The sequence below is a fragment of the Quadrisphaera sp. INWT6 genome (genome assembly GCF_015390235.1).
In the GTDB taxonomy this organism is placed as follows: Bacteria; Actinomycetota; Actinomycetes; order Actinomycetales; family Quadrisphaeraceae; genus Quadrisphaera.
The window spans coordinates 15,322-27,555 of sequence record NZ_VUOH01000007.1 but is presented as its reverse complement, the minus strand read 5'-3'; the positions used below and the strand labels follow the sequence as shown (position 1 = coordinate 27,555).

Here is a 12,234-nt window from a genome sequence, read left to right as displayed (position 1 = left end):
GGGGGGAGGGTGGTTCGACGGAGCCCGGGACGGTCCGGTAGTGTTCTCATCGTTCGGCCGCGAGGTCGACATGCGGATGTGGCTCAGTGGTAGAGCATCACCTTGCCAAGGTGAGGGTCGCGGGTTCGAATCCCGTCATCCGCTCGCAGTGCACCGTTCAGGCCCCGTGAAGGGCCTCCTCGGTGGAGTGGCCGAGAGGCGAGGCAACGGCCTGCAAAGCCGTGTACACGGGTTCGAATCCCGTCTCCACCTCTCTGCAGCACCTCGGTGCAGCTCGGGCGATTGGCGCAGTGGTAGCGCGCTTCCTTGACACGGAAGAGGTCACAGGTTCGAACCCTGTATCGCCCACCAGAGAGACCCCGGATCCGCTCGCGGACCGGGGTCTTCGCGTACCCGGCGCCCTGTCGCGCCCCCACCCCCGCGACGATCAAGCGCCTGAGCGCCATGTGTCGTCATCGGCACTCTTCGGTGCAGTTCCCGCCCCATGGGTGACCTCGATGGGGCCGGAACTGCGTCAAAGGGGCGTCAACTGCACAGGTCCCCTCCGAGGTGGCTGCTGATGTGGCGCTCAGGTGCGTGATCGTCGCTGGGGGAGTGGTCGGGGGTGTGCTGCTCGTCTGCCGCGCCACGCCGCCGGCGCCACTACCCCTGACGATCATGCGCCTGAGCGCCATGTGGTCGCCGCCGAGGCCCCTTGTGTGCAGTCGTGGCCCCATCGGCCAGCTCGATGGGGCCATGAGCGCGTCGAAGGGGCGTCCGCCGCGTCGATGGGGCGTCTGCCGCACAGGTGGCCCCCCGGTCTGCTGCCGATGTGGCGCTCAGGCGCATGATCGTCGCTGGGGGAGTGGTCGGGCGTGTGCTGCTCGTCTGCCGCGCCACGCCGCCGGCGCCACCACCCCTGACGATCATGCGCCTGAGCGCCATGTGGTCGCCGCCGGCACTCCTCGGTGCAGTTCCCGCCCCATGGGCGACCTCGATGGGGCGGGAACTGCGTCGAAGGGGCGTCAACTGCACAAGCGCCCGCTGGTCTGCTGCCGATGTGGCGCTCAGGCGCATGATCGTCGCTGGGGGAGTGGTCGGGTGTGCTGCTCGTCAGATGCGCGGCGCCGCCGCGGCCCCTTGTGTGCAGTCGTGGCCCCATCGGCCAGCTCAATGGGGCCATGAGCGCGTCGAAGGGGCGTCCGCCGCATCGATGGGGCGTCTGCCGCACAGGTATCCCCCCGGTCTGCGGCTGATGTGGCGCTCAGGCGCATGATCGTCGAGGAGGTCGTGGCGCCTGGGGAGTGCCGGAGGGCAGACGAGAGGAGGGCGCCACCCCGTCATCGGGGTGGCGCCCTCCTCGCCGAGCGGTAGCTGGGTCTCGAGCTAGACAGCGCGGCCCAGGAGCTCGGCGAGCTCGTCGTCGACGTGGACGTGGCGGCTCTCGGCCCCGGCGGGCACGAGGGCGTGGGTGCGGTCGAGGAAGTCGCGCAGGTCGGCCGCGTCGGCCTCCAGGACGGCGTGGCCATCGGGGGAGCTGAGCGAGACCAGGACGACCTCGACGCCGTCGACCTCGCCGGGCCACACCTGCACGTCGCCCTCACCGGTCGGGCGGCGCAGGCCCTCGCGGAGCAGGTCGCGCGCGAAGACCCACTCGATGGAGCCGCCGTCTCCGCGGAAGGCGGCGGTCACGGCGAACGGGTCGTGGACGCCGTAGCCGAACTGGACCGCCACAGGGACCTTGCCCGACTCGGGGACGACGAGGCGGAGCTCGACCTCGGCGTCGACGTGAGCTGAGCCTCTGGGCACGGTGGTCCTCCCGTTGGGCGGCGGCTGGCGGCCGTCGACGTCTCGACCCGGTCGGGTCTCCTGTGGTCTCTGTTCCCGCGTCCCGGACGGATCAAACACCCGGAGGCGGCGTGTCGTACCGGACGTAGCCTAGGTGGGTGCAGCACGCGCCGCCGGTCCCTCCCGCACCCGAGGACTCCGCGACCCCCGGTGACCGGCGCGGACGTGGGCAGAAGCGGCGCACGGGGGCGACGCGCGGGGGCCCCGGATCCTCTGTCGCGGCCCGTCGCGACCGCTGGGAGTGGCGCGCGCGCATCCGCGCCGACCCCAAGAAGCACCGCGTGTACCGGGTCGTGGTCGGCTGCGTCGGCGCGTTCCTGATCCTGCTGGGTGCCGCCACCGGGTGGCTGCCCGGCCCCGGGGGCATCCCCCTGGTGCTCGCCGGGCTCGCGGTCCTCGCGAGCGAGTTCGTCTGGGCGCACCGGCTGCTGAAGCGGGCGCGCCTCGCCCTGCACCGGTTCACGCGCTGGGCCGCGCGCCAGCCGCGCTGGCTCCGCGTGGCCGGCACGCTGGGCACGGCCGCCTGCGTCGTCGGCGGCGTCTACCTGTGGCTGGTCGTCCTCGGCCCGCCCACCGTCCTGCCCTCGGGCGCCCAGGCCTTCCTCGACGGGATCCCCGGCGTCGACCCCTGACGCACAGCACCGCTCGGGGCCCTGTAGTGTTCTTCGAGCACCCGGGCGATTGGCTCAGCGGTAGAGCGCCTCGTTCACACCGAGGAGGTCACTGGTTCGATCCCAGTATCGCCCACCCGGGTCCGACGGGCCGTCCCTCACCGAGGGGCGGCCCGTCGGCGTTCCAGGAGGTCGCCCGTGCCGCTGCAGACCCCGTCCGGCGTCGTCGTCGGCACCGTGGCGCTCCTGCGCCGGTTCCCCCTCCGCTCCGCTGCTGGTGACCAGCCGCTGCGCGCACTGCTGCTGGCCGGGGGCCTCGAGCACGACCGCCGCTGGCAGCTCGTCGACGCGTCGGGGGTCCCGGTGCACCGCCGTGACGCCCCCGGGATCGCCGCCCTCACCGCGTCCGTCGGCGACGACGGCGAGCTGCACCTCACGGGCGGCGGCGCGGCGCCCGCCGAGCACCTGGCGGGGCCCGGCGCCCGCTTCGCCGACGGCGCCGGTGCCTCTGGCGCAGGGGAGGGCGAGCGGGCGCGCCCTGACGCCCCGGTGCACCTGGTCTCCGCGGGCGCGGCCGAGGCCCTCCTCCAGGACGACGGCTCCCTGCCCGGCGGCTGCGACCCGGGGGGCCGGGCCAACGCCGTCATCGCGCTCGACCCGGCCGTCGCGGAGCCCGGCGCCGAGCGCGGGTGGGTCGGGCGCCGGCTGGGCATCGGCGGCGCTGGCGGCGCGGCCGGAGCGGTGCTGCTGCTGACGCGCACGCCCCGGCGGTGCCTGGGCGTCTACGCCGACGTCCTCGTCACCGGTGAGGTGGCCGTCGGCGACGACGTCGTGCTCCTCGACGGCTGACGGGCGGTCGACGGGCGGCTGGCAGAGGGCCGTGGGGCGGCGAGCCGTAGAGTCCTGGCCGTGTCTGAGCCTGCAGTCCTGCGCGTGGTGGTCGACGGTGCCGAGCGCGAGGTCGCGGCCGGCACCACCGGCGCCGCGCTGTACGAGGGGCGGCGCGACGTCGTCGCCGTCCGCACCACGGCGGCGGGCGGCGCGCCCGAGCTGCGCGACCTGTCTCGCGAGCTCGCCGACGGCGACGCCGTCGAGGCCGTCGAGGTCGGCAGCCCCGACGGGCTCGACGTGCTGCGCCACTCCACCGCGCACGTGCTCGCCCAGGCGGTCCAGTCGCTGCACCCGCAGGCCAAGCTCGGCATCGGCCCGCCCGTGCGCGACGGCTTCTACTACGACTTCGACGTCGACGTCCCCTTCACCCCTGAGGACCTCAAGGCCCTCGAGAAGGAGATGCAGCGCATCGTCAAGGAGGGCCAGACCTTCGCCCGCCGCGTCGTCACCGACGAGGAGGCCCGCGCCGAGCTGGCCGGCGAGCCCTACAAGCTCGAGCTGATCGGCCTCAAGGGCGGCACCGGCAGCCCCGAGGCCGGTGACGAGGTGGCCGAGGGTGCCTCCGTCGAGGTCGGGGCCGGCGAGCTCACCATCTACGACAACGTCCGCCGCGGCGGCGAGGTCGCCTGGAAGGACCTCTGCCGCGGCCCGCACGTGCCCAGCACCCGCCTGCTGGCCAACGGCTGGCAGCTGACCCGCACGGCCGCCGCCTACTGGCGCGGCGACCAGGCCAACCAGCAGCTTCAGCGCGTCTACGGCACCGCGTGGCCGTCCAAGGACGAGCTGCGCGCCCACCTGGAGCGCCTCGCCGAGGCCGAGCGGCGCGACCACCGCCGCCTGGGCGCCGAGCTCGACCTGTTCTCCTTCCCCGACGAGATCGGCTCCGGCCTGGCGGTGTTCCACCCGCGCGGCGGCGTCATCAAGCGCGAGATGGAGGACTACGTCCGCCGCCGGCACGTGGAGGAGGGCTTCGACTACGTCGGCACGCCCCACATCTCCAAGCAGCACCTGTTCGAGACCTCCGGCCACCTGCCGTACTACGCCGACACGATGTTCCCGCCGATGGAGCTCGAGAACGCGCAGTACTACCTCAAGGCCATGAACTGCCCGATGCACAACCTGATCTTCAGGTCGCGCGGGCGCTCCTACCGCGAGCTGCCGCTGCGCTTCTTCGAGTTCGGGTCGGTGTACCGCTACGAGAAGTCCGGCGTGGTCCACGGCCTCACCCGCGTGCGCGGCCTGACCCAGGACGACTCCCACAGCTACTGCACCCCCGAGCAGGCGCCGGCGGAGGTCGAGAAGCTGCTCGGCTTCGTGCTCGGGCTGCTGGAGGACTTCGGCCTGGACGACTACTACCTGGAGCTCTCCACCCGCGGTTCCGGTGACAAGTTCATCGGCTCCGACGAGGAGTGGGAGCAGGCCACCGAGGTGCTGCGCGGCTGCGCCGAGCGCACCGGCCTGGAGCTCGTGCCCGACCCGGGCGGCGCCGCCTTCTACGGCCCGAAGATCTCCGTCCAGGCGCGTGACGCCATCGGCCGCACCTGGCAGATGTCGACCATCCAGTACGACTTCAACCAGCCGGCCCGCTTCGGCCTGGAGTTCACCGCCGCCGACGGCTCCCACCAGCAGCCGGTGATGATCCACTCGGCGAAGTTCGGCTCCCTGGAGCGGTTCTTCGGCGTGCTCGTGGAGCACTACGCCGGCGCCTTCCCCCCGTGGCTCGCGCCCGTGCAGGTGGTCGGCGTGCCGGTCGCGGAGGACTTCGCCCCGCACCTGCACGACGTCGTCCGCCAGCTCAAGGCGCAGGGGATCCGCGCCGAGGTCGACGACTCCGACGACCGCATGCAGAAGAAGATCCGCACCCACTCCAAGGCGAAGGTGCCGTTCGTGCTCATCGCGGGCGGCGACGACGTCGAGGCGGGCGCGGTCTCCTTCCGCTACCGCGACGGCAGCCAGGACAACGGCGTGCCGGTGGCCGAGGCCGTCGAGCGCATCGTCGAGGCGGTCCGGTCCCGGGTCCAGGTGTGAGCGAGCCCGGCTCCGGCGGGCTCCCGGGTGGCGCGGAGGACCCTGCCGGGTTCGCCCGGGAGGCCGACGGCTTCGAGCGGCTCTGGACCCCCCACCGCATGGCGTACATCGGCGGCGAGAACAAGCCGCCGAGCACCGACGCCGGGTCGGGCTGCCCGTTCTGCCGCGCCCCGTCGCTGGACGACGACGACGCGCTCGTCGTCGCCCGCGGCGAGGCGTGCTTCGTGGTGCTCAACCTCTACCCTACAACCCCGGGCACCTGCTGGTCTGCCCGTACCGGCACGTCGCGGGGTACGTCGACCTGACGCCCGAGGAGACCTCCGAGGTCGCGACCCTGACCCAGAGCGCCCTGCGGGTGCTCTCCGCGGTCAGCCGGCCCGCGGGCTTCAACCTGGGCATGAACCAGGGCGAGGCGGGCGGCGCCGGCATCGCCGCGCACCTGCACCAGCACGTGGTGCCCCGCTGGAGCGGCGACGCCAACTTCCTGCCCGTGGTCGGCCGCACCAAGGCGCTGCCCGAGCTGCTCGGCGACACGCGCGCCAAGCTCGCGGACGCGTGGGCCCGCACGGGGGAGCCGGGCCGGGTCCAGCAGGGCTGATCCCCTCGCCCCGGCGACCCGGACGGTCGCGGCGCGGCGGGCGCGGGGTCCTCTCGCGGCTACCCTCGACCACGCCATGCTGAACCGCTACGCCCGGGCCGGGCTGACCCGCCTGCTGACCCCGGTGGCGCTGCTCCTGCTGCGCCTGCGGGTCACCCCCGACGCCGTCACCGTCGCCGGAACCGTCGGGGTGGTGGTCTCCGCGCTGGTGCTCTACCCCCGCGGCGAGCTCTTCTGGGGCACGATCGCCATCACCTGCTTCGTCTTCACCGACGCCCTCGACGGCACGATGGCGCGCCTGTCGGGGCGCACGAGCGCGTGGGGCGCCTTCCTCGACTCCACGCTCGACAGGTTCGGCGACGCCGCGGTCTTCGGCGGGCTGCTGCTGTACGCCACGGGCTCCGGCGCCGGCACCTCCGGGGCGCGGGCCCTCGCCGTCCTCGCCCTGGCCAACCTGGTGCTGGGGTTCGTCGTGTCCTACGCCCGGGCCCGCGCCGAGGCCGTCGGGGCCCGTGCCGACGTCGGGATCGTCGAGCGCAGCGAGCGCCTCGTGGTCACGCTCGTCGTGACCGGGTTCACGGGGCTCTTCCTGCCGCAGGGGGTGCTCGTGGCGGCGCTGGCGCTGCTCGCCGCCGGCAGCGCCACCACGCTCGTGCAGCGCCTGTCCCTGGTGCGCAGCCAGCTGCGCGACCGGGTCCCCGCCGGTGGCTGACCCGTCCGCTGGCCCGGCCGCTGGCCCGGCCCGGCCGAGCTGGGGCGAGCGCGCCGCGGTCGCGGGGTACCGCGCCGCCTTCGCCGTCGTTCCGCGGCTGCCCGAGGTGGTGGCCCGCCTGGCCTTCGCGGCCGGCGCCGACCTGGCCTGGCTGCGGCGCGGCGCCGGGGTGCGCCGCCTGGAGGAGCAGCTGGCCGCGGCCACCGGTGAGTCCGGCCGGGCGCTGCGGACCCGCTCCCGGGCGGGGCTGGCGTCCTACGCCCGCTACTGGTGCGACGCGTTCCGCCTGCACACCTGGACCGCTGAGCAGCTGGACCGGCGCACGCGCGTGGAGGGCGCCGGCCCCCTCGTGGAGGCCCTCGCCTCCGGGCGCGGGGCCGTCGCCTTCCTGGGGCACAGCGGCAGCTGGGACCAGGTCGGCGCGTGGGCCGCGGCGCACTGGGGGGAGCGCGGCGCCGGGTACGGCCCCGTCATCACCGCCGTCGAGCGCCTGGAGCCCCGGGAGGTCTTCGAGGCGTTCCTGGCCTTCCGCGCCCGGCTCGGGCTGCAGGCGGTGGCCGTCGAGGTCGGCGGGAGCGGCGGCGGCTTCCCCGCCCTGGTCCGCGGGCTGCGCGCGGGGGCGTTCGTCCCGCTGCTCGCCGACCGCGACCTCACCGGCAGCGGCGTCGACGTCGAGCTGCTGGGCCGGGCCTCGCGCGCCGCGGCCGGGCCCGCGGCGCTGGCGCTGACCGTCCGGGCCCCGCTGTTCCCCGTGACCGTCCACTACGAGCCCGCCGCGGGCCGTCCGGGCCGTCCGGGCCGTCCGGGCCGGCGCCGGGCCTGGCGCACCTGGACGGCGGTGGCCGTGGTGCACCCCGAGGTGCTCCCCGACCCCGCGCTGGGCCGCCGCGAGCAGGTGCCCGCCATGACCCGCGCCTGCGTGGCGGTGCTGGAGGCGGGCGTGCGCGCCCACCCGGAGGACTGGCACGCGCTGCAGCGCATCTTCACCGACGGCGGCCCGGCCGTCGGCGCGGGAGGGGCGCCGTGAGGGTCGGGCTGGTCTGCCCCTACTCGTTCGACGTCCCCGGGGGCGTGCAGGCGCACGTCGCCGACCTCGCCGAGGTGCTGCTGGCGGAGGGGCACGAGGCCTCGGTGCTGGCGCCCCTCACCGAGTCGGCGCCCGACCCCGACCGGCCCCCGCCGCCGTGGCTGGTCTCCGCGGGCGGCGCGGTGCCCGTCTCGTACAACGGCTCGGTGGCGAGGGTGAGCTTCGGGCCCGTCGTCGGGCTCCGCGTGCGCCGCTGGCTGGCCGAGGGCCGCTTCGACGTCGTCCACCTGCACGAGCCCGTCACACCGAGCATCTCCCTGCTGGCCATGCTCGGGGCCGACGCGCCCCTGGTGGCCACCTTCCACACCGCCTCGATCCGCTCCCGGGCCCTCCAGGCCGCGCTGCCGCTGGTCAGGCCGGGCCTGGAGAAGCTCTCGGCGCGGATCGCCGTCAGCGAGGACGCCCGCCGCCGCGTGGTCGAGCACCTGGGGGGCGACGCCGTCGTCGTCCCCAACGGGGTGCACGTCGACAGGTACGCGACCGCGCCGCAGCGGCCGGAGTGGCAGGGGCGCCCGGGGGCGCCGGTCATCGCCTTCCTGGGCCGCTTCGAGGAGCCGCGCAAGGGCTTCGGGGTGCTGGCCCGGGCGCTGCCCGCCCTGCGCGCCGACCACCCGGGCCTGCGGGTGCTCGTCGCCGGCAGCGGAGACCCCCGCGCCGCGCTGGCCGCTGCCGGCGAGCACGCCGGCGCCCTGGAGCTGCTCGGGTCGGTCTCCGAGGCCGACAAGGCCTCGCTGCTGGCGTCGGTCGACCTCTACGTGGCCCCGCAGACCGCGGGGGAGAGCTTCGGCATCGTGCTCGTGGAGGCCATGAGCGCGGGGACGGCGGTGGTCGCCAGCGCGCTGCCCGCCTTCTCGCGGGTGCTGGAGAGCGGGCGGCTCGGCGAGCTGGTGCCCGTCGACGACCCGGCCGCCCTCGCGGCGGCCGCCAGCGCGCTGCTCGCCCGGCCCCACCGCCGCTCCGCCGTCGCCGCCGAGGCCTCCGCCGCGGTGCGCCGCTACGACTGGTCGGTGGTGGCCCACGAGGTGCAGACCGTCTACGAGACGGTGCTGTCGGGGGTCCAGGTGGCCGCTCAGGGCGCCTCGGCCACCGCCGCTGCGCCGGACCCCGCCGCCGGGCGGCTGCTCTCCCAGTGGCGCGGACCGGGCCTCGAGGGGGGCGCGTGACCGCCGGCGACGTCGCCCTGGTGCTCGCCGCCGTCGTCGTGCTGGGCGGGCTCGCGTGGTGGCTGACGGCGCGCGCCAGCCGCCTCGACAGGCTGCACGTGCGCGTCGAGACCACCCGCGCCGCGCTCGACGCCGCCCTGCTGCGGCGCGCGGCCGCGACCGAGGCGCTCGCGGCGTCGGGGGCGCTCGACCCGGCCAGCGCCCTGCTGCTCGCCAGCGCCGCCGCCGAGGCGACCGCCCCGCTGGACGCGCCGATGGAGCGCGTCGAGCGGGAGGTGGCCGAGTCCGACCTCTCGCGGGCGCTGCGGGCGGTGCTGACCCCCGGCGCGGTGCAGGAGCTCCACGACCGCCGCGACGAGGTGGTGGAGGAGCTGCTCGCCGACCTGTCCACGGCCTGCGACCGGGTGGTGCTGGCGCGCCGCTTCGCCAACGACTCGGTGGTGGCCGCCCGCCGGGTGCGCCGCGGGGCCGTGGTGCGCCTGGCCCACCTGGCCGGGCACGCGCCGCTGCCGCGCACCTTCGACGTCGACGACGAGCCGCCGGCCCTCGGGCCGCGCGCGGGACACCGCCGGGGTGCGCGCGCCGCCGGCCAGGAGGGAGCTGCGTGAGCGAGCAGCAGGACGAGCCGGACCAGCCTGACGCGCCGGAGCAGCCGGCGGACGAGTGGGTGCTGGGCGAGGACGGCCTGTGGTTCCGCCGCGGCGCCCGGGTGCTCCTCGTCGACACCGCCCGCGGTGCCGGGCCGGAGGAGGTGCGGCTGCTGCTGGTGCGCGGCCACGACGCCGACGAGGTCGGGCGCTCCTGGTGGTTCACGGTCGGCGGCGGGATCGCCGACGGCGAGGACCCCCGCGCCGCCGCCGCCCGCGAGCTGCGCGAGGAGACCGGGCTCGACCTCGACCCGGCGCACCTGGTCGGCCCGGTCGGCAGCCGCAGCGCCGTCTTCGACTTCCTCGCGCGCACCTGCCGGCAGGACGAGCTCTTCTACCTCGCCGTCGTGCCCGGGGCCGAGGAGCGGGGCGTCTCGACGGCCGGGTGGACGGCGCTGGAGGGCGACGTCCTCGACGAGCTCCGCTGGTGGTCGCTGCCCGAGCTCGCCGCCGCCCAGGCCGCCGGCGCCGTCGTGTACCCCCACGGCCTGGTGCCGCTGGTGGAGGGCCTGCTGGGCGGCTGGGACGGTGACCAGCGCGACATCGGCGACTGATCGGGGCGATCCGGGCCGGGCCTACGATGGACCCATGTCCGAGACCTCCCAGACCTCCCCGTCCCAGGTGGGCACCTCCCGCGTGAAGCGCGGGATGGCTGAGATGCTCAAGGGCGGCGTCATCATGGACGTCGTCACCGCTGAGCAGGCGCGCATCGCCGAGGACGCCGGCGCCGTCGCCGTCATGGCCCTCGAGCGCGTCCCGGCCGACATCCGCGCTCAGGGCGGCGTGGCCCGCATGAGCGACCCCGACCTGGTCGACGCGATCCAGGCCGAGGTCTCGATCCCCGTCATGGCGAAGGCGCGCATCGGGCACTTCGTCGAGGCGCAGGTGCTGCAGAGCCTCGGGGTCGACTACGTCGACGAGTCCGAGGTGCTCACCCCGGCCGACTACACGCACCACATCGACAAGTGGAAGTTCACGGCGCCCTTCGTCTGCGGCGCCACCAACCTGGGCGAGGCGCTGCGCCGCATCACCGAGGGCGCGGCGATGATCCGCTCCAAGGGCGAGGCCGGCACGGGTGACGTCTCCAACGCCACCACGCACATGCGCACGATCCGCGCCGAGATCCAGCGGCTGACCTCGCTCAGCAAGGACGAGCTGTACGTCGCCGCCAAGGAGCTCCAGGCCCCGTACGACCTGGTCGTCGAGGTCGCCGAGGCCGGCCGCCTGCCCGTCGTGCTGTTCACCGCCGGCGGCATCGCCACCCCGGCCGACGCCGCGATGATGATGCAGCTCGGTGCCGACGGCGTCTTCGTGGGCTCGGGCATCTTCAAGTCGGGCAACCCGCAGCAGCGCGCCGAGGCGATCGTCCAGGCGACGACCTTCCACGACGACGCCGACGTCATCGCCAAGGTCTCCCGCGGCCTGGGCGAGGCCATGGTCGGCCTGAACGTCGAGGCCATCCCGGAGCCGCACCGGCTCGCCACCCGCGGCTGGTGACGCTCCGGCGCTGACCAGCGCCGGGCTCGCGCACGAACGGCCGGCATCCCTGCGAGGGGTGCCGGCCGTTCGTCGTCCTGGCGCCCAGGGGCTGTGCCCTCCGAGCCCCCCCCGTCGCCAGGTGACCGCGGTCAGTCCCCGTCCTGACCGCGGTCACCTGGCGGTGCCTCGGTCCAGGAGGCCGGGGTGCCAGGTGACCGCGGTCAGCGCGGGAGGTGACCGCGGTCAGCCGCCGACGTCGTCGCGCTCCGGGCAGCGCGGCGCTCGCGCGCCCGACGACGTGATCACGGTCTGCCGGAGGCGTTCGCCCAGCACGGACCCACCGGACCCCGTGATCGGTGGCGGGACGCCCGTGATCACTGGCCGCAGGGCTCGCGGCGGGGCTCGCGGCGGGGCGACTATCGCCGGGCGAGCGCCCGGTTGACGGCGTCGACGGCGGCTCGGGGGTCCGCGACCTCGACGACGGCGCGCGCGAACCCCGACGTCTCCGGCCCCGGGTCGAGCTGCACCACCACGGTGCGCCGCCCCGAGTGCACGGCGTAGAGCGTCTTGTCGCCACCGCGGTGGAACGTGCCGACGGCGGCCACGCCCGGCAGGTGCAGGCCGGGGGCGCGCACGCCCTTGGGCTCGGCGGCCGCGCCGGGGTCGGCCGTCGCGCCGCGCACGGCGCTCAGCGGCACGGTCAGGCCGCGCCGGAGAGCCCAGAGCGCGTCGAGGCCGGTGAGCCGGACCTCGAGGTGTGCGTCGCTGACGCGGATGCGGGCCATCAGGACCTCCTGGGTGTCGGGTGGGGCTGCGGTGCTGGAGGGGCGGCGCTCTGCACCCCGGCGCGTTCGAGGAGGCGGTGGCCCAGCGAGGTGGCAGCGCTCTCCCCGAGGGCCGCGCAGGAGCGCTCGACGACGGCGCGCACCTCCTCGTCGTGCGGGGCCAGCTCGAGCGCGGCCACGAGCAGCAGGTCGAGCGCGCGCTCGCCGGCGGGCGCCGTGTGGCGGGCCAGGGCCGCGAGGAAGAGGCCGCGCTTGCTGCCGAAGGCGCCGTAGAGGCTGCCGCGGTGCAGGCCGGTGGCGCTGACCAGGTCGTCGACGGAGGTGGCGGCGTAGCCGAGCTCGGTGAAGCACCGTGCGGCGGCGTCGACGACGACCGCCTCGTCGAAGCTGCGGGGTCTCGCCATGC

At 75.5% G+C, this 12,234-nt stretch carries 12 protein-coding genes, 4 tRNA genes and 1 pseudogene; 14 read left to right on the top strand and 3 right to left on the bottom strand.

The window, feature by feature from the left end; all coding sequences use genetic code 11:
- Nucleotides 1-72: 72 nt before the first annotated feature.
- The 3 genes from F1641_RS19300 to F1641_RS19290 all read left to right on the top strand — a co-directional run bounded on the left by F1641_RS19300 (nt 73) and on the right by F1641_RS19290 (nt 351).
- A tRNA-Gly gene (locus F1641_RS19300) sits at nt 73-144 on the top strand.
- A gap of 37 nt (nt 145-181) precedes the next feature.
- Nucleotides 182-252: transfer RNA gene (locus F1641_RS19295), tRNA-Cys, on the top strand.
- Between the two features lie 24 nt (nt 253-276).
- A tRNA-Val gene (locus F1641_RS19290) sits at nt 277-351 on the top strand.
- Between the two features lie 1,014 nt (nt 352-1,365).
- Here F1641_RS19290 and F1641_RS19285 read toward each other — a convergent pair.
- A complete protein-coding gene (locus tag F1641_RS19285; protein WP_194908266.1) occupies nt 1,366-1,788 on the bottom strand; it encodes an SsgA family sporulation/cell division regulator in 423 nt (140 codons plus the stop codon).
- 320 nt (nt 1,789-2,108) lie between these two features.
- On the opposite strand from F1641_RS19285, the gene F1641_RS19280 reads away from it, so the two are divergent.
- The 11 genes and pseudogenes from F1641_RS19280 (at nt 2,109) to pdxS (ending at nt 11,061) form a co-directional block, all read left to right on the top strand.
- Nucleotides 2,109-2,459 carry a PGPGW domain-containing protein gene (locus F1641_RS19280; protein ID WP_206691545.1) on the top strand — a complete coding sequence of 117 codons (351 nt, stop codon included), beginning with the start codon at nt 2,109-2,111 and terminating at the stop codon, nt 2,457-2,459.
- Nucleotides 2,460-2,502: 43 nt separating this feature from the next.
- Nucleotides 2,503-2,574, top strand: a tRNA-Val gene (locus tag F1641_RS19275).
- A 62-nt stretch (nt 2,575-2,636) separates the two neighbouring features.
- Nucleotides 2,637-3,287: an MOSC N-terminal beta barrel domain-containing protein gene (locus F1641_RS22640; RefSeq protein ID WP_194908262.1), complete on the top strand. Its 651-nt coding sequence runs from the start codon at nt 2,637-2,639 to the stop codon at nt 3,285-3,287.
- A 60-nt stretch (nt 3,288-3,347) separates the two neighbouring features.
- The gene (gene thrS, locus F1641_RS19265; protein WP_194908260.1) at nt 3,348-5,357 is read left to right on the top strand and encodes a threonine--tRNA ligase; all 2,010 of its coding nucleotides are present in this window, start codon (nt 3,348-3,350) and stop codon (nt 5,355-5,357) included.
- A 98-nt stretch (nt 5,358-5,455) separates the two neighbouring features.
- Nucleotides 5,456-5,955, top strand: a pseudogene (locus F1641_RS19260) (HIT domain-containing protein).
- Between the two features lie 76 nt (nt 5,956-6,031).
- Complete coding sequence (pgsA, locus tag F1641_RS19255; RefSeq protein ID WP_194908259.1) at nt 6,032-6,667, top strand: phosphatidylinositol phosphate synthase; 636 nt, start codon at nt 6,032-6,034, stop codon at nt 6,665-6,667.
- A complete protein-coding gene (locus F1641_RS19250) occupies nt 6,660-7,694 on the top strand; it encodes a phosphatidylinositol mannoside acyltransferase (RefSeq protein ID WP_194908258.1) in 1,035 nt (344 codons plus the stop codon). Before pgsA ends, F1641_RS19250 begins: the two co-directional genes overlap by 8 nt.
- On the top strand, nt 7,691-8,917 hold the full coding sequence (locus tag F1641_RS19245) for a glycosyltransferase family 4 protein (RefSeq protein ID WP_194908257.1): 1,227 nt from the start codon (nt 7,691-7,693) through the stop codon (nt 8,915-8,917). Before F1641_RS19250 ends, F1641_RS19245 begins: the two co-directional genes overlap by 4 nt.
- Entirely contained in the window at nt 8,914-9,525 is a 612-nt protein-coding gene (locus tag F1641_RS19240; protein WP_206691544.1) for an NUDIX hydrolase, read from the top strand. Before F1641_RS19245 ends, F1641_RS19240 begins: the two co-directional genes overlap by 4 nt.
- Nucleotides 9,522-10,118, top strand: coding sequence for an NUDIX hydrolase (locus F1641_RS19235; RefSeq protein WP_194908256.1), 597 nt, complete (start codon nt 9,522-9,524; stop codon nt 10,116-10,118). Before F1641_RS19240 ends, F1641_RS19235 begins: the two co-directional genes overlap by 4 nt.
- A 34-nt stretch (nt 10,119-10,152) precedes the next feature.
- Nucleotides 10,153-11,061 carry a pyridoxal 5'-phosphate synthase lyase subunit PdxS gene (gene pdxS / locus F1641_RS19230; protein ID WP_194908255.1) on the top strand — a complete coding sequence of 303 codons (909 nt, stop codon included), beginning with the start codon at nt 10,153-10,155 and terminating at the stop codon, nt 11,059-11,061.
- Nucleotides 11,062-11,459: 398 nt separating this feature from the next.
- On the opposite strand, the gene F1641_RS19225 is transcribed toward pdxS, so the two are convergent.
- Together F1641_RS19225 and F1641_RS19220 are read right to left on the bottom strand one after the other, a co-directional pair.
- Entirely contained in the window at nt 11,460-11,828 is a 369-nt protein-coding gene (locus tag F1641_RS19225) for a hypothetical protein (RefSeq protein ID WP_194908254.1), read from the bottom strand.
- Nucleotides 11,828-12,232, bottom strand: coding sequence for a helix-turn-helix domain-containing protein (locus F1641_RS19220; protein WP_194908253.1), 405 nt, complete (start codon nt 12,230-12,232; stop codon nt 11,828-11,830). Before F1641_RS19220 ends, F1641_RS19225 begins: the two co-directional genes overlap by 1 nt.
- Nucleotides 12,233-12,234 lie beyond the last annotated feature (2 nt).

What these genes read in the sequence shown, in the direction of transcription:
- pgsA (WP_194908259.1), top strand. Translation starts at nt 6,032, where the DNA reads ATGCTGAACCGCTACGCCCGGGCCGGGCTGACCCGCCTGCTGACCCCG.
- pdxS (WP_194908255.1), top strand. Translation starts at nt 10,153, where the DNA reads ATGTCCGAGACCTCCCAGACCTCCCCGTCCCAGGTGGGCACCTCCCGC.
- F1641_RS19225 (WP_194908254.1), bottom strand. Translation starts at nt 11,828, where the DNA reads ATGGCCCGCATCCGCGTCAGCGACGCACACCTCGAGGTCCGGCTCACC.
- F1641_RS19220 (WP_194908253.1), bottom strand. Translation starts at nt 12,232, where the DNA reads ATGGCGAGACCCCGCAGCTTCGACGAGGCGGTCGTCGTCGACGCCGCC.